Raw genomic sequence first — 18,000 nt, 5'->3', positions numbered from 1 at the left:
CTTCGCGGCCCGCCCGCTTGGCAAAACTAAAGTTATTCGTTGTCCGTCGTCTGGCCCGTCTGCCCCGTCTGGCTTGTTACGGTTCCGGTCGTCCCGCCCGTCGTGCCGCCGTTCGTCTGGGTGGACATCGTCCCTGCGTCCGTGGTTGTACCGTTTGCCGTGTCCGTCGACTGCCCGTTCCCAGACGCCCCATCCGTCGTCCCCGTTGTCGAGTCCGTCGTCTGGCCGTCCGCGGACGTCTCGTCTCCCGAGCTCGAGCTGTCGTCCGTCTTGGTGACCTTCGTGCCCTGGATCGTGATCGACCCAACGCCCGCGGTCTTCGAGTCGAACTTCTGCTTCTTCCCGTTCTTCTTGACGGAGACGGCCGTTGGGTTGCTCACCTGGATGGTGATGGAGTCCGTCACCGTGTACGTCTTCTTCCACGGTCCGGTCACCTGTTCGGCCACGTCGCTCTTGCCGTCCACCTCGATCTCGACCCACGAGACCTCGCCGTCGGCCACGGACACCGTGACCTTCGTCTCGGTGTTGGCCTCCTTCTCGGCCTTCGCCTTCTTCTCGGCGGCAGCGGCGGCAGCAGCCTCCTCCGCCTCCTTCTTCTCGGTCGACGTCTTCGAGGAGCTCTTCTTCTTGCTCTCCGAGGAGCTCGAGGTCGAGACGGCCACGGTCTTCTCGGTCGTGGTGCCCTGGTTCCTGACGCACGAGCTCACGGACGATATGATGACGACCGTGATGATGAGGGCCGCGACGACGAGCGCAAACGCCGCCGCGCGGCGACCATCCGAGAAGAACGCCTCCACGACGCCGAGGACGCCTCCGTGCCGTGGGGCCCGGCGCCGGCTGTCGCGCTGCTGGCGGGAGCCGCGTCCGCGCTGCGGCGGCCGGCGGCGCACGTTGGGGCGCTGCATGTTCGCGATGTTGCGCGACGACTGGCGGCCGGAGCGGGTCGACGCCGCCTCGTACGGGCGCGCGTCGTCGTAGCGGAGGTCGTCTACGTACTGGCCTGAAACGTCCTGCGTCATGACGCTGTCGCGCGCCGCACGCTCAGCCCTGCCCTCGCGGCCCGTGTAGCGGGCGGCGTTTCCGTACTCGTCGGGCTGGCGGCGGTACCTGCCCTGCTGCTGGGTGCGGCGCCTGCCGCTGCGCGCGGGGACGTCTCGGCCCGTGTAGCGCCTGTCCTCGTCGTAGCCGCGGCCGTAGCCGCCCTGCGGCGCGCCGGCGGCATAGCCGTTCGCACGACCGTAGCCGTCATCGGGCTGCCCGTAGCCTCCCTGCTGGTAGCCCTGTCCATAGCCGGCGCCATCCGCCGAGCGCTGCATGCTCTGGCGATAGTTCACCAGCGGGCTCGGGCGCGAGTTCTTCGGACGGGGGCTCGACACGGTCGAGTAGGTGGTGAGGTCGCCCGCAAAGCCGCCGGACGTGGGAAGCAGGCCCTTCGAGCCCTGGTAGTTCGCGCGGCGGCTCGCGACGTCGCCGGGAAGCTCGTACACGGGCTCGTCGCGCCTGGAGGCCCGCGTCCTTCTCGCCCTGCCGCTCGCGGCCTGGCGTTCCCACTCGCGCAGGTCACTCGTGAACTGGTTGATGACCTCGCGGCTGTTCATGCCGAGGTAGCGTGCGTAGGAGGACAGCATGCCCTGCGCGTAGCCGCTCTTGGGCATCGCCTCGAAGTCGCCCTCCTCGAAGGCGATGAGCACCTCCTCCTTGAGGCGCAGCACGCTCGAGGCCTGCTTGACCGAAAGGCCGAGCTGGCGCCTCCTGTTGACGAGCATCTCGCTAAAGCGTGGACGTGCCATGCGCTACACCTCCCTGTACTTTGCCTCGGCGGCCCTGAGCTCCTCAAGCCCGTCCTTGTCCAGCAGCACCTCGCGCGGCTTCGAGCCCTCCGGCGGTCCCACGACCCCCTTCGCCTCGAGCATGTCCATGATCCTGCCGGCCCTAGCGTAGCCCACCTTGAGCCGCCGCTGCAGCCCGGAGGTCGAACCCAGCTGAGAGTCCACAACAATCTGAGCGGCCTCCCACACGAGCGGGTCGTCGTCCTCCGCGACGTCCGAGCCTCCACCCGCGCTCGGCTGGCCCGGCACCACCTGCGAGAGAATCTCGTTGTGATAGTCGGGCTCCGCCTGGTCGCGTATGAAGCTCACCACGGACTCGATCTCGTCGTCGGAGGTGTAGCAGCCCAGCACCCTTCGCGGCGCGAGCCCACGGTCCTTGAACAGCATGTCGCCGTTGCCAAGCAGGCGCTCCGCGCCCGTCTCGTCCAGAATGACGCGCGAGTCGATGCCGGATGACACCTTCAGCGCGACGCGGCTGTCGATGTTCGACTTGATGAGGCCCGTCACGACGTTTGCGGACGGTCGCTGCGTCGCGATGACCAGGTGGATGCCCGCGGCGCGCGCAAGCTGCGCGATGCGCACGATGGACGCCTCGACGTCCTTTCCGGCCGTCATCATGAGGTCGGACAGCTCGTCGATCACCACGACGATGTACGGCATGGGCTCCGGCGGGTTGTCCATCTCTGACAGCTTGCCCGTCGTGCACATCTGGTTGTACACCTTGATGTTCCTGGCGCCGGCGCGCTCGAACACCTTCAGGCGGCGCTCCATCTCGCTCACGGCCCACTGCAGCGCGCTCGCCGCCTGGCGGGGGTCCGTCACGACGGGCACGTACAGGTGGGGCAGCCCGTTGTAGCAGCTGAACTCCACGCGCTTTGGGTCGATCATGATGAGCCTCACCTGCTTGGGGGTGGAGCGCATCAAAAGCGACATCACCATGGAGTTGATCATGACGGACTTGCCCGAGCCCGTGGTGCCGGCCACCAGCATGTGCGGCATCTTCGCGATGTCCGCCACGACGGGCTTTCCGGCGGAGTCGCGGCCGATGGCCACCTCAAGCGGGCCGCCCGTTGCGTACGGCAGCACATCACCCAGGTGCACGTTTGCGCGGCGGCTGTTCGGGATCTCGATGCCCACGTACGAGGTGCCGCGAATCGGCGCGAAGATGCGCACCTTCTCGGCCGCGAGCGTGAGGGCGATGTCGTCCTCCAGGTTCTTGATCTTGCTGACGCGCTCGCCCTCGCCCATCTCGATGCGGAACGTCGTGACGAGCGGGCCGCTCACGTAGTCCACGACGCGGCTCGAGAGCCCAAACTCGTGCAGCGTCCCCTGCAGGCGCTCCTTCGTCTCGTCCAGCTCCTCCTTGCTCGAAGCGGAGTTCGCGCTGTTGGGGTTGGAGCTGAGCATGGAGAACGGCGGCAGCTCGTAGTCCTCGACGCCGTCGCCGGGGCGCTTCACGCCCTTTGGTGCCGCAGCCACGGCGCCCTTGGGCGAGAAGGACTCGCCCTCCGGCACGATGGGCATGGCCGTCTGCACGGACGCCGCCTTCGTAGCGGCGGCCTTCCTCGGCCGGGACGCCCGGCTCTTCTCGCCCGGCGCCTTGCGCGCGCTGTCAGAGGAGCCCTGGCGGCCTATGCCCGTGCCCTTCGCGTCGCGCAGGAAGTCCGGCACGGCCGGCTGTGCAGCGGCCTTCGCGCCCGGCACCACCGGCAGCGGCGCCGTCACGACAGGCGTCGCGGCGACGCCCGCGGACGCAGTGGCGCTCGCGCCATCCACGGCGCCTGCGGCCACGTCGCCTGCCGGTACGGCCTCGTCCTCGTCGATGGGCGGGTGCTTCTTGCGCTTGCGCTCCAAAATCTTGGTCTTCGCGCTGGCAAGCACGGTCGTCTTCTGTTCCGGCTCGTCGTCCGCGGCCTTCGCGCCATCCTCCGCGCCGGTCTGGTTTCGCCTGAATACCGTCGTGCGGCGTTCCGCGATGGGCGCCATGCCCGCGTCGGCCTCTCCGGCAAACGCGTCCTGCGCCATGTCGAGCGTCTCGTCATAGGCGTCGTACGCACTGGCCTGGCCCGCCATGCGCTGCTGGCGCGCCGCCTCGTGACGTGCCTCGAACGCCTGGTAGCGCTCGCGCAGCCTCTGCACGGCCCCAGAGAGCGAGAACCCGCACACGATCGCGCCGGCCGCTATCACACCCACGAGCACGACGTTGCCCACCGTCATGCCCACGGACTTCAACAGGCACCACGCTATGGCGCCGCCAACGTAGCCTCCGCGCGTCGCCGCGACCTGCGCCACGAGCACGGCGTCGGGGTTTGCCTCGGCCCCGGGCACGTTGATGCTCAGGATGCCCAGGATCGCCGCGACCACGAGCGCGAGGCCCACGGCCACGCGCGTGCCAGCGGAGCCCTCGCGCTCCACGAAGAACGTGGACGAGAACACGATGAGCGCCACGGGGCACAGGAACGCCCCCATGCCGAAGCACAGGGTCAGAAACTCGCCCAAGGCGTGCGTGACGGGCGCGCTCGTGGGTGTCACGAGCGAGAGGAACATGACGACGGACACGACGATGAGCGCCACGCCGAGGATGTCGTTCGCCGCCGTGCCGCGCGCCGGCGCCAGGGACTCGCGCTGTGCCCTGCCGCGCCCAGCCGAGCCCGAGCCCTTCGACCTTCTCTTCTGTTGTGCGTTTGAGCTGCGTTTAGAGGGCATCTAAACCTCCATCACGACCGGGATGACCATGGGTCGCGTGTGGGTCTTGCTCCAGAGGAAGTTGGAGAGGCTGTTGCGGGCGTTCTTCCTGAGCATGTCGACGCTCGTGCCGTCCTTGCCAGCCGTCACGGAGACGTGCTCGCGCACGACGTCCTGCGCCTCGGAGATGAGCTGCTCGTCGCTACTGAACGACACGCCCCTGCACGCGATCTCGACGTCGCCCACCTTCTTGCTGCGCGGCGCGAACGTGACGACGCACGTCACGATGCCGTCGCTCGCGAGCTTCTGGCGGTCGCGGAACACGATGGGGTCCGCGTCCGTGATGGAGAGGCCGTCCACGTACACGACGCCGGACTCCACCGGATCGCCCCACGAGACCTTGCCGTTGCGCATCTCGAGCGTGTCGCCGTTGTCCGCGATGAAGATGTGGTCCGGCTTGATGCCCATCTTCAGGCCCAGCTTTGCGTGGGCGCGCAGGTGGACGGCCTCGCCATGGACCGGCATGAAGTTGCGCGGCTTCGTCATCGCGAGCATGAGCTTGAGCTCCTCCTGGCTCGCGTGCCCGGACACGTGCACCAGGGTGTTGGACCTGTCGTACACGGTGCAGCCGATCTTGGAGAGCGAGTTGATGATGGACTGGACGCTCTTCTCGTTTCCGGGGACGGGCGTCGCGCTGATGATGACGGTGTCGTCGGACGTGATGGTGAACGACTTGTGCTCGCCTGCGGCCATGCGGCCAAGCGCGCTCAGGGGCTCGCCCTGGCTGCCGGTGCACAGCACGACGATCTTGTCGTCCGGAATGTCCTTCACGTCGTACGCGTCGATTATGTCCTCCTGCGAGATCTTGAGGTAGCCCAGCTCGCGCGCGATCTTCGTGTTGTTAACCATGGAGCGGCCGGTCACGACCACCTTGCGGCCAACGGCCGTAGCGGCGTCGCACACCTGCTGGAGCCTGTGGATGTGGCTGGAGAACGACGCCACGAACACCCTGCCCGTCGCGTTCTTGATGATGTGGCGCAGCTGCGGACCCACCGCGGCCTCGGACTGGGTGAAGCCCGGCCTCGTCGCGTTGGTGGAGTCTGACATCAGAAGGTCGATGCCCAGCGTTCCGTACCTGCAGATCGCCTGGTAGTTGGGCGTGACGCCATCGATGGGCGTCTGGTCCAGCTTGAAGTCGCCCGTGTGGAGCACGGACCCCGCCGGCGTCCTCATGTACACGCCGAGCGCCGCCGGGATAGAGTGTGTCATGCTGAAGAAGTCGATGCTGAAGACGCCCAGGTTGATGTGGGTTCCGTTCTTGACCTCGCGGAACTTGGGCGAGTTCAGCTTGAACTCCTGCAGCTTCGCCTCGATCATGCCCAGCGTGAGCTTGGACGAGTAGATGGGCACCTTGCGTCCCAGGTCCATCAGCAGGTACGGCAGCGCGCCCGTGTGGTCCTCGTGGCCGTGCGTGATGATGATGCCGCGGAGCTTCTCCTCGTTCTCGAGCACGTAGGAGTAGTCGGGCAGCACCAGGTCGATGCCGGGCTGCTCGTCGTCGGGGAACATCAGGCCCGCGTCCACGAGCACCATGTCGTTGCCGTACTCGAATGCGGTCATGTTCTTACCAATGCCGTCGAGACCTCCCAGCGGGATGATCCTCAGCGGCGTCTGCTTTTTCGCCATTGTCAGGTTTTTCCTTTCGACAGGTTTGTATCTCAAATATCTTTTCGGCAGCATCGTGCTGTCGGACATTTCGCAAACAACTATTGTAGTGTGCCCGCCCATATCTTTAGTGATGCAGGTGTGGATTCGAAAACACAAGCGCCCTCTGTCCACAACGTGACTATTCAGTCTTTCCATACGAGAAGAGCGGGGAGTCCCCGGTGGGAACTCCCCGCTCGCTTCATGCGTAGTGCCTCTCGTCGGGCCTAGCCCTCGTGGTGGCGCCTGGGCTGGCGCTGCTCGCCGCTTCCGCCCTTGTCACCCACGTGGCGGCGGCGACGGTGCTCACCCTCGCGCTTCTCGCCCTTGTGCTCGGAGCCCTTGCGCTCCGCGCCTGCGGGAGCCTCCGGCTTGTCGAGGCGGTCGAGGCTGATCTTGCCCTTCTCGTCCACCTCGATGACCTTGACCCTGACCTCGTCGCCAACGTTGAGCACGTCCTCGACCTTGTCGACGCGGCCCTTCGCGACGCGGCTGATGTGCAGCAGGCCGTCCTTGCCGGGCAGCAGCTCCACGAACGCGCCAAACGGCTGGATGTTCACGACGCGGCCGGTGTACTCCTCGCCCACCTCGGGAACCTTCACGATGGCCTTGATGCGCTCCGCGGCCTCCTCGCCGGCACCGTTCGTGCCCGCGATGAAGACGGAGCCGTCCTCCTGGATGTCGATCGTGGCGCCTGTGTCGTCCTGGATGCCACGGATGACCTTGCCGCCGGAGCCGATGACGTCGCGGATCTTGTCCGTCGGGATGCTGAGGCTGATGATCTGCGGCGCGGTCTCCTTGGTGTGCTCGCGCGGCGCGGGGATCTGCTCGAGCATAGCGTCGAGGATGAACATGCGGCCCTCGTGCGCCTGCTGAAGCGCCTGCTTCAGGATCTCAGGCGTGAGGCCGGTGGCCTTGTTGTCCATCTGCATGGCCGTGATGCCCTTGGTGGTGCCGGTGACCTTGAAGTCCATGTCGCCGAGGAAGTCCTCGAGGCCCTGGATGTCGGTCAGGACGACGGTCTTGCCCTCCTCCTGGATGAGGCCCATGGCCACGCCGGAGACCGGACGCTTGATGGGCACGCCCGCGTCCATGAGGGCGAGGGTGGAGCCGCAGGTCGACGCCATCGAGCTGGAGCCGTTGGACTCCATGACCTCGGACACGACGCGGATGGTGTAGGGGAACTCCTCCTCGGAGGGAATCACGGGGAGAAGCGCACGCTCGGCCAGGTTGCCGTGGCCGATCTCGCGGCGCTTGGGCGAACCCATGCGGCCGGTCTCGCCGGTGCAGAACGGCGGGAAGTTGTAGTGGTGGATGTAGCGCTTGCCGTCAACCGGCTCGATGGTGTCAAGGCGCTGCCACTCGTTGAGCATGCCGAGGGTCGCGACGGAGAGCACCTGTGTCTGGCCGCGCTGGAACAGGCCGGAGCCGTGCACCAGCGGCAGGTAGTTCGGCTTCACCATGAGCGGACGTACCTCGGTCGCGGTGCGGCCGTCGACGCGCTCGCCGGTCTCTACGACCATCTTGCGCATGGCGTGCTTCTCGAGGCTCTTCAGCTCGACGGGGATCGCGCGGTCCCACTCGGTCTGCTCTTCCTCGGTGAACTCGGCCTTGATCGACTCCTTGAGGGCCTCGACCTTGTCCATGCGCGAGAGCTTGTCGGCGTCCTTCAGGGCGGCGGACATCTCGTCGAAGTGGGCGAACACACGCTCGTGCACCTCGGGGATGGGCTCGTCCAGCTCGTACTCGCGCTTCGGGAACGGGCCGTTGACCTCGATGCACTTCTGGAAGAACTTCTTCTCCTCCTCGCAGAACGCCGCGATGGCCTCCTGGCCAAACGCCATGGCCGCGAGCATGTCCTCCTCGGAGATCTCCTTGGCGCCCGCCTCGAGCATGGAGATGAACGTGGCAGATCCGCCGAGCTCGAGGTCAAGATCGGAGTTGTCGCGCTCCTCGTACGTCGGGTTCACGAGGAACTCGCCGGTCTCGACGTCGCGGCCGATGCGCACGCCGGCAAGCGGACCCTCGAACGGCACGCCGCCCACGGTGAGGGCCGCGGAGGCGCCCATGATGCAGATGGTGTCGACGGAGTTCACCTGGTCCGCTACGAGCGGCATCGCGACGATCTGGACCTCGTTCCTAAAGCCGTCGGGGAAGGACGGGCGGATGGGGCGGTCGATCATGCGGGCCGTGAGGGTGGCCTTCTCGCTCGGACGCGCCTCGCGCTTCAGGTAGCCACCGGGGATGCGGCCGACGGCGTACATCTTCTCGATGTAGTCGACGGTCAGGGGGAAGAAGTCGTAGTTCTTTCGCTCCTTCGACACGACCACCGTCACGTTGACGGTGGAGTCGCCGCAGGAAACCAGGCACTCTCCCGTCGCCTGCTTTGCGAGCTCACCCGTCTCAAGCTTGTAGTGCTTTCCGTAGAGGTCGAACTCGTGTGTAACCTTTGCCATTACTTTTCCTCTTATCTCCGCCTGCCCCTTTGCAGGCGGGCCGACAAACAAAGAGAGCGCCATGCCGGCGCCCTCCTCTTAACACCTTGTTACTGGATGTTGTCGCGAATGCCGAGGCTCTTGATGAGGCGACGGTACTCCTCGATGTCCTGCTTCTTGATGTAGGACAGGAGGCGACGACGCTGACCAACGAGCATCAGCAGGCCACGACGGGTGTGGTGGTCGTGCTTGTGGAACTTGACGTGCTCGGTCAGGCCCTTGATGCGCTCGGTCAGAAGCGCGACCTGCACCTGCGCGGAACCGGAGTCGTGCTCGTCCTTGCCGTACTGCTTGATGAGCTCGGCCTTGCGCTCCTTGCTTACTGCCATGGTAAAACCCCTTTCACATAGATACGCCCCGAACTGGGTTGGCCGTCTGGCATTGGGCGAGCCACCAAGTAGGGGGTACGGACTGACTGATAATATCACGTAAGGAGCTGACGCAGACGCGGCACCAGCGTTTTTCTCACCCCGGGCGCAATCACCGCATTTGGAACACAAATGCGATGCGGCTCGGACGGCCCCGGCTTCCACGGAAGGCTGGGCGGAAAGGCGCGACCCTACAGGCTCAGCATGAACTCGAACGCGCGCAGGCGTGCGTCCAGGTGCGTGGCCGCCCACACGTGCGCGAGCGAGACGAGCTCCGTCGTGACGTCTACGCCAAGCTCCATGCGCAGGATGTCGTCGAACGTAGACTTGACGAGCGCCTGCAGGCGGTCGCGCCCCGAGGGCCCCATGGGCACTGCTCCTGCGACGTCCTTCGCGCAGCTCGCGCACAGCATGCCCCCGGCGCTGGGCGAGAAGAACGCGACGTCCTCGTCGCCACAGAGCGTGCAACGCCGAAGCTCTGGCCTCCAGCCGCCGTGCGCCGTGACCTTGAACGTGTACGCCGCGACGACGAGGTCGAGCCGCTCCTGGTCCGGCGCCTGCTCGCACGCCGTGAGCGCACGCGAGCATATCGCGAACAGATACGGGTCGGGCATGTCCTCGAAGCACGTGAGGCGCGCCACCTCGCACACGCACGACGCCGCGCTCACGCGCGCCATGTCGCCACGAAGCCCCGCGTGCGGGTTCGACGTCGCGGCCTCCGTGATGATGCCGAGGCTGCGCCCGCTTGCGATGAGGAAGTCCGTCTCGCTGAAGAGCTCCACGCGCGCGGCCAGGCGCCCACCCGGCTTCAGGCCACCCTTCGCGATCACGTCTGCGCGCTGACCGTCCTGCGTAAGGAGCGTAAGGATCAGGTCCTGCTCCTTCAGGCGGGTCCGCCTGTCTATCACGATCGCCCTGGTTCGGACGCTCCTCCTTCCCGCCACGAAACGCTACTCCTCGTAGTCGTAGCCCAGGCGGCGGATCTCGTTCCGGTCGCGGCGCCACTGCGGCTGCACCCGCACCTGCAGGTCCAGGAACACCTTCGTGTCGAACAGCCGCTCCACGTCGTGGCGCGCCTGGGTGCCGATGCGCTTGATCATCTGGCCACCCTTGCCGATCACGATGCCCTTCTGCCCCTCGCGCTCCACGATGATGGTCGCGCGGATCGAGGCGAGCCCGTCCTTGCGCCAGTCGATGTCGTCGCAGATGACGCCAACGGAGTGCGGCACCTCCTGCCGCAGGTTGTTCAGCACCTTCTCGCGCACGAACTCCGCCACGAGCTCCTCGTCCGTCGCGTCGCAGTCCATGTCCTCCGGGAACCACCGCGGTCCCTCTGGCAGGTGCTCGCCCACCAGGCTCACGAACGAGTCGACGTTGAAGCCCTCCTTTGCGGAGATGACCATGGCGTCGTCGAACTTCGCGAGCGCGGACGCCGCGTCGAGCTGCGCCCTCACCTGGTCGGGCTTCGCGAGGTCGGCCTTCGTGATCACGAGCAGCTTGAAAGGCGCCCTCGAGGCCGCCACGTGCTTCGCGACCCACTCGTCTCCCCTGCCGACGGGCTTCGTCGCGTCGACGAGAAACGCCACCACGTCCACGTCGCCCAGCTCGCCGAGCGCGACCTTGTTCAGCTCCTTGCCCAGGGCGTCCTTCGGCTTGTGCAGGCCCGGCGTGTCAACGATCACCAACTGCGAGCTCGGCGTGTTCACGACGGCGCGCATGCGCCTGCGCGTCGTCTGCGCAACGGGACTCGTGATGGCGAGCTTGCCGCCCACCGCCGCGTTCAAAAGCGTCGACTTGCCGACGGACGGCCGTCCCACCAGCGCGACGAACCCGCTCCTGAACGGTGCCTCGTTCTTCTCGCCCTTTGCGTCCTTCTCCATGGAGCGCCCCCCTTGGGTGATCGTGTGTCTTCATCCTTGGCCGCCGAGCGGCCCCTGGCGTGCCATCCCCTAGGCACCGATTTCGTTCTTATGCCGAGCCTAGCCGGCGAGCAGCCTTATGAGGGCGCTTGCGTACACGATGACGCCCACGACGGCCGCAGTGAGGCTCAGCACCCACGAAGCCGCGGCCGCTATGTCCTTCGCCTGGCCGGCAAGCGGGTGGAACTCCGGCGACACCAGGTCGACCACCGTCTCGATCGCGGTGTTCAGAAGCTCCGCCGCGATGACCATGCCGCAGCACACGAGCACGATGGCCCAGCTCACGGCATCTATCCGCAGGATGAGTCCCATCGCGACGGCAAACGCGCCGCCCGCGAGCATGACCTTGATGTTGCGCTCCTGGCGAAGCGCGGTGCGAAAGCCCTGCAGCGCGAAGAGGAAGCTCCGCCTGAACGAGGGATGTCTCGGCGAGCGGCCGGGAATCATCGCTACTCACCGCCCCGGTGGCGCGTGAGGGTCACGTGGTCGATGGCGCGGTCCGTCCGGATGTGTGCCAGCAGCTCGTCCTCACGTGCCTCCATGGCCTCGGCCTCGTCGTCCTCAAGGTGGTCGTAGCCCAGAAGGTGCAGCATACCATGCACCAGAAGCAGCCTGAACTCGTCCGCCGGCGTCGTGCCGAAGCCCTTCGCCTGGCGCTCGATGTAGGCGGGCGCGAGCACGATGTCGCCAAGCTCGCACGGCTCGCCGGGCGCAAGGTCCTCGTCGTCCGGGCGCTCGCACTCCAGCGACAGCACGTCCGTCGCGCGGTCCTGGTCGCGCCACTCGGCGTTCAGCTCGCGCATGCGCTCGTCGCCCACGACGGAGACGGACACCATGCACGGCCGCTCCACACCCTCGCTCGCGAGCACGAAGTCGCAGTCCTCGCGGATCTCGTCCTCGCCCACCGGGCACGCGACGCCCTCCTCGAGCATGATGTCGTAGCTATTCCCCATGTCGGCCGGTCTCCCTTCCCGCGGCGCCTCCCGCGGCGTGCGCGCCCTGCGCCCTGTCGTACGCGTCCACGATCCTCGCCACGAGCGAGTGCCGCACGATGTCGTTTCTATCAAGGTCCACGAAGCTCACGTCGTCCACGCCCCCAAGCACAGCGCGGGCGGACTCCAGCCCGTTTCTGCCGGGCAGGTCGCGCTGGGTGAGGTCGCCGGTCACGACGAACTTCGACCCAAAGCCGAGCCTCGTCAGGAACATCTTCATCTGGTCCGGCGTCGTGTTCTGGGCCTCGTCCAGGATCACGAACGCGTCGTTCATGGTGCGCCCGCGCATGAACGCGAGCGGCGCGATCTCGATGACGCCCTGCTCGATGAGGGCGTTGCCCTTCTCCATGTCCGTCATGTCAAACAGCGCGTCGTACAGCGGCCGCACGTACGGGTCAAGCTTCTCCTGCAGCGTGCCGGGCAGGTAGCCAAGCGACTCCCCCGCCTCGACCACGGGCCGCGCGAGCACGATGCGTCCCACGTCGCGGCGCTTCAGCGCGCTCACGGCCATGGCCATGGCCAGGTACGTCTTGCCGGTGCCCGCCGGCCCTATACCAAACGTGATGGTGTTGTCGCGGATGGAGTCTATGTAGCGCTTCTGGCCGGCGGTCTTCGGGCGGATGGCGCGGCCGCGGTACGTAAGCAGGATGTCGTCCGAGAGGTCCGCCGACTCGCTCGCCCCATGGCTCACCTGGCCTATCAGCAGGTCGACGTCCGCGGTCGTCGGGACGTCGCCCTTCTCCACGCACCTAATGAGGCGAGAAAAGACTGACACCACCTGGTCCACCACGTCCGTGGGCCCGATCACGCTCACCTGGTTGCCGCGCACGGTGACCATGGCGTCGAACGCCCCCTCTATCCTGCGAAGGAGCGAGTCCGCCGGCCCCATCAGCAGCGTTGGGTCGACGGAGTCCGGTATCGTGAGCCTGACGTGGGTTGGTTCCATGTTCCTCCTGACGGACGGTGTGTTGCCTTCATGATAGACGCTTTCGCGCCGGCGCCCAACCTACGCGCGGGCGCACACGAGCGTTCCGTCGTCCATCACGGAGCTCACGCGCACGCGCACGAGCGAGTCCAGCGCGATCTTGGGGTCCACGAGCGCGTCGAAGAGGCCTCCCGTGACGCCGCGGCCCGGGTACTGCACCACGACGAGCTCCTCGCGGCCCACGTGCGCAAGCGCCTGCTCGTGGCGCATCCGCTGCGCAAGCTCGCGCATGCGACGGCTGCGGGTCGCCATGACATGGGGGTCCACCTGGCCCTCCGCGCGCGCCGCCGGCGTACCCGGCCGCTTGGAGTAGCGAAACACGTGCATCTTCGCGAACGCCATGTCGCGGCAGAACGCGAGCGACTGCTCGAAGTCCTCGTCCTTCTCGCCCGGGAACCCCACGATGAGGTCCGTGCCGAGCGCGATGCCGGGGACCGCCTTTCGCGCGTGCCGCACGACGTCCGCAAAGTATGCCGTGTCGTACACGCGCCCCATGCGGCGCAGCGTCGCGTCGCAGCCGGACTGCAGGCACACGTGTAGGAACGGCGCCACGCGCTCCGGGTTTTTGCCCATGACGCGAAGCAGCTCGTCCGTCACGTCCGGCGGCTCGATGGAAGAGAGCCTCAGGCGCTCGATCGAGGTCTCCCTAAGGAGAAGCTCGATGAGTCCGGGGAGGCCCACCCTCGTGCCGTCCGGCGCCACGGCGTCGAAGCGCCCGAGGTTGATGCCCGTGAGCACCACCTCGTGCGCACCGCGGGACTGCGCGTCGCGAACGCGCGCCACGACGTCCGCCACGCCCATGGAGCGCGAGGCGCCGCGCGCCTTCCACACGATGCAGTACGTGCAGCGGTTGTCGCAGCCGTCCTGGATCTTGATGCCCGGGCGCATGCGACCCGTCGGCGTGGGCGTGACGCTCACGACCGAGCCGGAATCGTCCACGGCACCGTCCACGATGCCAAGGTGCTCCAGCACGCGCGCCGCGACGCGCGCCTTGTCAGGCTCCACCACCACGTTGTCCGCGATGGCGGCGAGCTCGCCAGCAAACAGGCTCGCAACGCAGCCGGTCGCGACGACGGTGGGGCATCCCGGCAGGCCCGCCGCGTGCCGGACGGTCTTCCTGGTCTTCGCCTCCGCCTCGCCCGTGACGGCGCACGTGTTCACCACGATGGCCTGGGCCTCGCTCTCCGGCACGAGCTCGCAGCCATGGCGCTCGAGCTCGCTTGCGATCACGTCGGTTTCGACGCGGTTGACGCGACAGCCCAGGTTCACGAACGCGACCCTCGGTCGCGAGGCCGCCGTCACTTCGACCTTCCGTTGCGACGTCCGCGGCCCTTGAACTTCGGCTTCTTGCGGGTCCCTGCAAAGTCAGCGCCGTCCTGCGCAGGCTTTGCCTTCGGCTCGCCTGCCGCGTCCTTCTCGCCCCGTGCGTCCACGATCATGCGGATGTCGTCGAGCTGCTCGGCGGTAAGGCCCTTCGGCGGCACGACCTGGATGACGGCGATCAGGCTGCCGCGCGCCGTGGTGCCCATGCGCGGCATGCCCATGCGCTCCACGCGCACCTGCTGGCCGTAGGAGCAGCCCGCGGGGACCTCGACCACGACCTCGTCGTCCGGAAGGATGCCGCGCATGCGCACCGTCGTGCCGACGATGGCCTGAAGCGAGTCCACCGCCACGCGGCAGAACAGGTCGTCGCCCTGGCGCTGGAACGTCTCGCTCTCCGCGACCTCCACGCGCACGACGAGGTCGCCGGACGCGTCACCACGCACGCCGGCCTCGCCCTTGCCCTTCACGGTAAGCGACTGGCCGGAGTGCACGCCGGCGGGAATCTTCACGTCCACGGTCTCGCGCGAGGGGGTGCGGCCCTGGCCCTCGCAGGTCTCGCACGGTTTGTCGACGACCTTGCCCGACCCGTGGCACGCCGGACACGTGGTCTGCGTCTGCATCTGGCCAAAGATCGTGCGCTGAACCTCGACCACGCGACCGGTGCCGTGGCAACTGTCGCACGTCTTCACGTGGCCGCCCTCCGCGACGCCGGTGCCTCCGCAGTCGTCGCACGGGGCAAGTCGGTCGTATGCGATGGTCTTCGTGCAGCCGGCCGCAGCCTCCTCCAGCGTGACCCTGAGGGTGATGCCCATGTCGCGTCCGCGCGTGCGGGCGGCGCGAGAAGTGCCGCCGCCCTGCCCGCCGCCAAAGAACGAGTCGAAGATGTCGTTGATGCCGAAGCCGCCGCCGAAGATGTCCGACATGTCCACGTAGTCCGAGCCAAAGCCGCCCGGCCCCTCCGCGGTGCCGTAGCGGTCGTAGTTCGCGCGCTTGCGCTCGTCCGAAAGGACGGAGTACGCCTCGTTGACCTCCTTGAACTTCTCCTCCGCGTCGGGCTCCTTGTTGACGTCGGGGTGGAGCACGCGCGCCTTCTTCAGAAAGGCTCGCTTGATCGTCTTCGCGTCGGCGTCGCGCTCGACGCCCAGAATCTCGTAATAGTCTTTAGAGGCCACTCTTACCTATCTCCCACATGTCGAACGTCGGGCCGAGGCCCGCAGAAACCTTTGCGTACGTGCCGGCCGGCCGCGCTAGACGCCTGCGCCGCCGGAGTAGCGCGCGTACGGGCTGCACTGGAACATGAGCACCATGAGCAGCGCAAGCAGGAGGCCGGAAAGCACGCCGTTTCCCACGTGCGTCGCGGCCTTCTTCCACCACGTGCCGCCATGGCCCACGCCACCGCCGCGGCTGATCTGCATGCCCGCGATGACCGCCATGATCACCAGGAACGGCAGCATGGACACGATCGTGCCCGACACGGCCCCCAGTACCAAGAACGGAAGCATGAAGCCCACGGTCTGGAACCCACGCGCCTGCAGCGCATTCACGCGCTCCGCCGCCACGCCCACGCGGCACACGAAGTCTCCGGAGGAGGAGCCGTTCGTGCCGGCGTTGCCCATGCCCTTCACGCGCACCTCGTCGCCGTCGTGCGAGTTGGCGGGGATGTCCACCACGACCTCGCTCGCGGACAGCACGCGTCCGGACCCACCGCACGCCTCGCACGGGTCCGCGACCACCTTGCCGGCGCCCTCGCACTCCGGGCACTCCATCTCCATCACGCCGAAGCCAAAGAGCCCCGTCAGGTCCAGGCTGATGTGACCGCTTCCGCCGCACGTGGGGCACGTCTCGGCGTGCTCGCTTACGACCGAGCCGCTGCCGTGGCACACGTCGCACGCCACGTAGCGCTGGTACGTGACGCCGCGCCTGGTGCCCTTGCGGGCGGTCTCCTGGTCTAGCTCCACGTCGATCGTGACGTCTGCGCCGGCGCGCGGGTTGTACGCGCGGGAGCGCCTTGTGCTCGTGCGGCGGTAGGCGGCCCCGCCAAACGGGAAGCCCCAGCCAAACGGGTCGGCGCCGGCAAACGGGTCCGACGGCGCTCCGTAGCCCTGGGTGCTCCCACCGTATGCGGGCGCGCCAAACGGCGAGCCGGAGCGCATGGCGTCGTAGCGACTGCGCTTCTGCTCGTCCGAGAGCACCGCGTACGCCTCGGACACCTCCTTGAAGCGCTCCTCCGCGTCCGGCGCCTTGTTCACGTCCGGGTGGAGCTTGCGCGCCTTCTGCTGGAAGGCCTTGCGTATCTCGTCCGTGGACGCGTCCTTGCTCACGCCCAGGATCGCGTAGTAGTCCTTCTCGTTCATTGATGCCATGCGGGGCTCCGAATCCATGCCGCCTGCCTGCGTGTCCACGCGCCAACGGCGCATGCGGTCAAAATTCTATCCAATGCGGCCGCGGCTTATTCATGCGGCGCCGGCGCGCAGGAAATCCCCACCTCACGCACCGTGCCGGGGGCGAGGCCCCACATGATGCCATAGAGCTCGTTTCCCAGAAGCCAGCCGCGGCGCGTCGGCGCAAGCCCGCCGTCCGCACGCGCCTCCGCAAGCCCCTCTCGGCGCGCCTCGGCCACGGCAGAATCCACCGCCTGCGCGCCGAGCACGTCGCGCGCATGGGCGAGAAGGTCTTCTCCCACTCCCTCGGAAAGGCGCATCCCCAGCATCAGGTCCTCGGCCGCAGCCTGCGGCTCCGTCAGGAACTCGAGGTCGTACGAGAGCTCGCCCATGCCCGCGGCCTCCGCGAATGCGCGCCGACCGCTCGTGACCGTGAGGCGCACGCGCCACGCGTCCTCCGGCGCCTTGGGTAGGCGCGGCGCCGCGGTGCGCAGGAGCTCGTAGTCGCCTGCGCCCAGCATGCCGGACGCCCCCGTGCCGATGCCCAGGTACGGCACACCCGTCCAGTAAGCCTGGTTGTGGGCGCACGCCTTGCCGGGCCGCGCGTAGCTCGCCACCTCGTAGCGCGCAAGGCCTGCCGCCCCAAGGGCACGCTCCGCCGCCTCCATGCGCGCGGCCTGCACGTCCTCCGCGTTGAACGCCGGGTCCTCGTCCGCATAGCGCCGGCCGAGCGCCGTTCCGTCCTCTATCTGCAGCGGGTACACGCTCACGTGGCCAACTCCGCAGGACAGCACGTCCGTGAGGCTCTTCTCCCACGAGTCTTCCGTCTGCAGCGGCGTCGCGCACATGAGGTCGCACGACACGTCGAGCCCTGCCGCCGCCGCGCGCGAAAGCGTGTCGAGCGCCTGCGCGGGACCGTGCACGCGACCAAGCGCCTCAAGCTCCGCGGCGCTCGTGCTCTGCACGCCCACGGAGACGCGCGTCGCGCCCGCGTCAACAAGCGCGTCCAGCACGTCCGGCGCAAGCGAGTCCGGGTTCGCCTCCACGGAAAGCTCGCGCGGGCAATGCGGCGCCATGGCCCGCACGAGCGAGCGAAGGTCGTCCGCACCCAGGTACGTGGGCGTGCCGCCGCCCAGATAGCCCGTTCGGCAGCCCGCGAGGAGCCCCAGGGACTCCGCCTGGCGCACCATGCGCGCCGCGGAGGCCACGTACGCGCCCATGAGCGGGTCGCCCGCGCGCGTGGCCCACGAAGAGAAGTCGCAGTACGCGCACTTGCTGCGGCAGAACGGCACGTGCACGTACAGCGCGCCTACGCCCAC

Annotated in this window: 14 protein-coding genes; all 14 read right to left on the bottom strand. The window is 67.6% G+C overall.

Annotated features, from left to right (window positions below; all coding sequences use genetic code 11):
* Window positions 1–32 precede the first annotated feature (32 nt).
* Window positions 33–1,790 carry a helix-turn-helix domain-containing protein gene (locus tag BLT96_RS03985; RefSeq protein ID WP_090861910.1) on the bottom strand — a complete coding sequence of 586 codons (1,758 nt, stop codon included), beginning with the start codon at window positions 1,788–1,790 and terminating at the stop codon, window positions 33–35.
* Between the two features lie 3 nt (window positions 1,791–1,793).
* On the bottom strand, window positions 1,794–4,535 hold the full coding sequence (locus tag BLT96_RS03980) for a DNA translocase FtsK 4TM domain-containing protein (protein ID WP_090861908.1): 2,742 nt from the start codon (window positions 4,533–4,535) through the stop codon (window positions 1,794–1,796).
* On the bottom strand, window positions 4,536–6,200 hold the full coding sequence (locus BLT96_RS03975; RefSeq protein ID WP_090861906.1) for a ribonuclease J: 1,665 nt from the start codon (window positions 6,198–6,200) through the stop codon (window positions 4,536–4,538). It abuts the gene before it with no gap.
* 245 nt (window positions 6,201–6,445) lie between these two features.
* The gene (locus BLT96_RS03970) at window positions 6,446–8,674 is read right to left on the bottom strand and encodes a polyribonucleotide nucleotidyltransferase (RefSeq protein ID WP_090861904.1); all 2,229 of its coding nucleotides are present in this window, start codon (window positions 8,672–8,674) and stop codon (window positions 6,446–6,448) included.
* Between the two features lie 89 nt (window positions 8,675–8,763).
* Window positions 8,764–9,042, bottom strand: coding sequence for a 30S ribosomal protein S15 (gene rpsO / locus BLT96_RS03965; protein WP_090845618.1), 279 nt, complete (start codon window positions 9,040–9,042; stop codon window positions 8,764–8,766).
* A gap of 230 nt (window positions 9,043–9,272) precedes the next feature.
* Entirely contained in the window at window positions 9,273–10,025 is a 753-nt protein-coding gene (gene recO / locus BLT96_RS03960) for a DNA repair protein RecO (RefSeq protein ID WP_090845620.1), read from the bottom strand.
* A gap of 6 nt (window positions 10,026–10,031) precedes the next feature.
* Window positions 10,032–10,961, bottom strand: a complete 930-nt coding sequence (gene era, locus BLT96_RS03955) for a GTPase Era (RefSeq protein ID WP_090845622.1) — start codon at window positions 10,959–10,961, stop codon at window positions 10,032–10,034.
* 99 nt (window positions 10,962–11,060) lie between these two features.
* Window positions 11,061–11,447 carry a diacylglycerol kinase family protein gene (locus tag BLT96_RS03950; RefSeq protein ID WP_090845624.1) on the bottom strand — a complete coding sequence of 129 codons (387 nt, stop codon included), beginning with the start codon at window positions 11,445–11,447 and terminating at the stop codon, window positions 11,061–11,063.
* A 2-nt stretch (window positions 11,448–11,449) separates the two neighbouring features.
* Complete coding sequence (gene ybeY, locus BLT96_RS03945; RefSeq protein ID WP_090861902.1) at window positions 11,450–11,953, bottom strand: rRNA maturation RNase YbeY; 504 nt, start codon at window positions 11,951–11,953, stop codon at window positions 11,450–11,452.
* Window positions 11,943–12,938 carry a PhoH family protein gene (locus BLT96_RS03940; RefSeq protein ID WP_090861901.1) on the bottom strand — a complete coding sequence of 332 codons (996 nt, stop codon included), beginning with the start codon at window positions 12,936–12,938 and terminating at the stop codon, window positions 11,943–11,945. Before BLT96_RS03940 ends, ybeY begins: the two co-directional genes overlap by 11 nt.
* Window positions 12,939–12,998: 60 nt before the next feature.
* Window positions 12,999–14,279 (bottom strand): MiaB/RimO family radical SAM methylthiotransferase, encoded by a 1,281-nt coding sequence (locus BLT96_RS03935; protein WP_090861899.1) that lies wholly within the window; start codon window positions 14,277–14,279, stop codon window positions 12,999–13,001.
* Window positions 14,276–15,472, bottom strand: a complete 1,197-nt coding sequence (dnaJ, locus tag BLT96_RS03930) for a molecular chaperone DnaJ (protein WP_090861897.1) — start codon at window positions 15,470–15,472, stop codon at window positions 14,276–14,278. Before dnaJ ends, BLT96_RS03935 begins: the two co-directional genes overlap by 4 nt.
* A 75-nt stretch (window positions 15,473–15,547) precedes the next feature.
* Entirely contained in the window at window positions 15,548–16,663 is a 1,116-nt protein-coding gene (locus BLT96_RS03925) for a DnaJ domain-containing protein (RefSeq protein ID WP_090864174.1), read from the bottom strand.
* A gap of 86 nt (window positions 16,664–16,749) precedes the next feature.
* The gene (locus tag BLT96_RS03920) at window positions 16,750–18,000 is read right to left on the bottom strand and encodes a coproporphyrinogen-III oxidase family protein (protein WP_172824955.1); all 1,251 of its coding nucleotides are present in this window, start codon (window positions 17,998–18,000) and stop codon (window positions 16,750–16,752) included.

The sequence above is a fragment of the Parafannyhessea umbonata genome (assembly GCF_900105025.1).
In the GTDB taxonomy this organism is placed as follows: domain Bacteria; phylum Actinomycetota; class Coriobacteriia; order Coriobacteriales; family Atopobiaceae; genus Parafannyhessea; species Parafannyhessea umbonata.
Note: the sequence above shows the minus strand (reverse complement) of the source record. Positions and strands in the feature narration are given on the sequence as shown.

What these genes read in the sequence shown, in the direction of transcription:
- BLT96_RS03985 (WP_090861910.1), bottom strand. Translation starts at nt 1,790, where the DNA reads ATGGCACGTCCACGCTTTAGCGAGATGCTCGTCAACAGGAGGCGCCAG.
- BLT96_RS03980 (WP_090861908.1), bottom strand. Translation starts at nt 4,535, where the DNA reads ATGCCCTCTAAACGCAGCTCAAACGCACAACAGAAGAGAAGGTCGAAG.
- BLT96_RS03975 (WP_090861906.1), bottom strand. Translation starts at nt 6,200, where the DNA reads ATGGCGAAAAAGCAGACGCCGCTGAGGATCATCCCGCTGGGAGGTCTC.
- BLT96_RS03970 (WP_090861904.1), bottom strand. Translation starts at nt 8,674, where the DNA reads ATGGCAAAGGTTACACACGAGTTCGACCTCTACGGAAAGCACTACAAG.
- rpsO (WP_090845618.1), bottom strand. Translation starts at nt 9,042, where the DNA reads ATGGCAGTAAGCAAGGAGCGCAAGGCCGAGCTCATCAAGCAGTACGGC.
- era (WP_090845622.1), bottom strand. Translation starts at nt 10,961, where the DNA reads ATGGAGAAGGACGCAAAGGGCGAGAAGAACGAGGCACCGTTCAGGAGC.
- BLT96_RS03950 (WP_090845624.1), bottom strand. Translation starts at nt 11,447, where the DNA reads ATGATTCCCGGCCGCTCGCCGAGACATCCCTCGTTCAGGCGGAGCTTC.
- ybeY (WP_090861902.1), bottom strand. Translation starts at nt 11,953, where the DNA reads ATGGGGAATAGCTACGACATCATGCTCGAGGAGGGCGTCGCGTGCCCG.
- BLT96_RS03940 (WP_090861901.1), bottom strand. Translation starts at nt 12,938, where the DNA reads ATGGAACCAACCCACGTCAGGCTCACGATACCGGACTCCGTCGACCCA.
- BLT96_RS03925 (WP_090864174.1), bottom strand. Translation starts at nt 16,663, where the DNA reads ATGGCATCAATGAACGAGAAGGACTACTACGCGATCCTGGGCGTGAGC.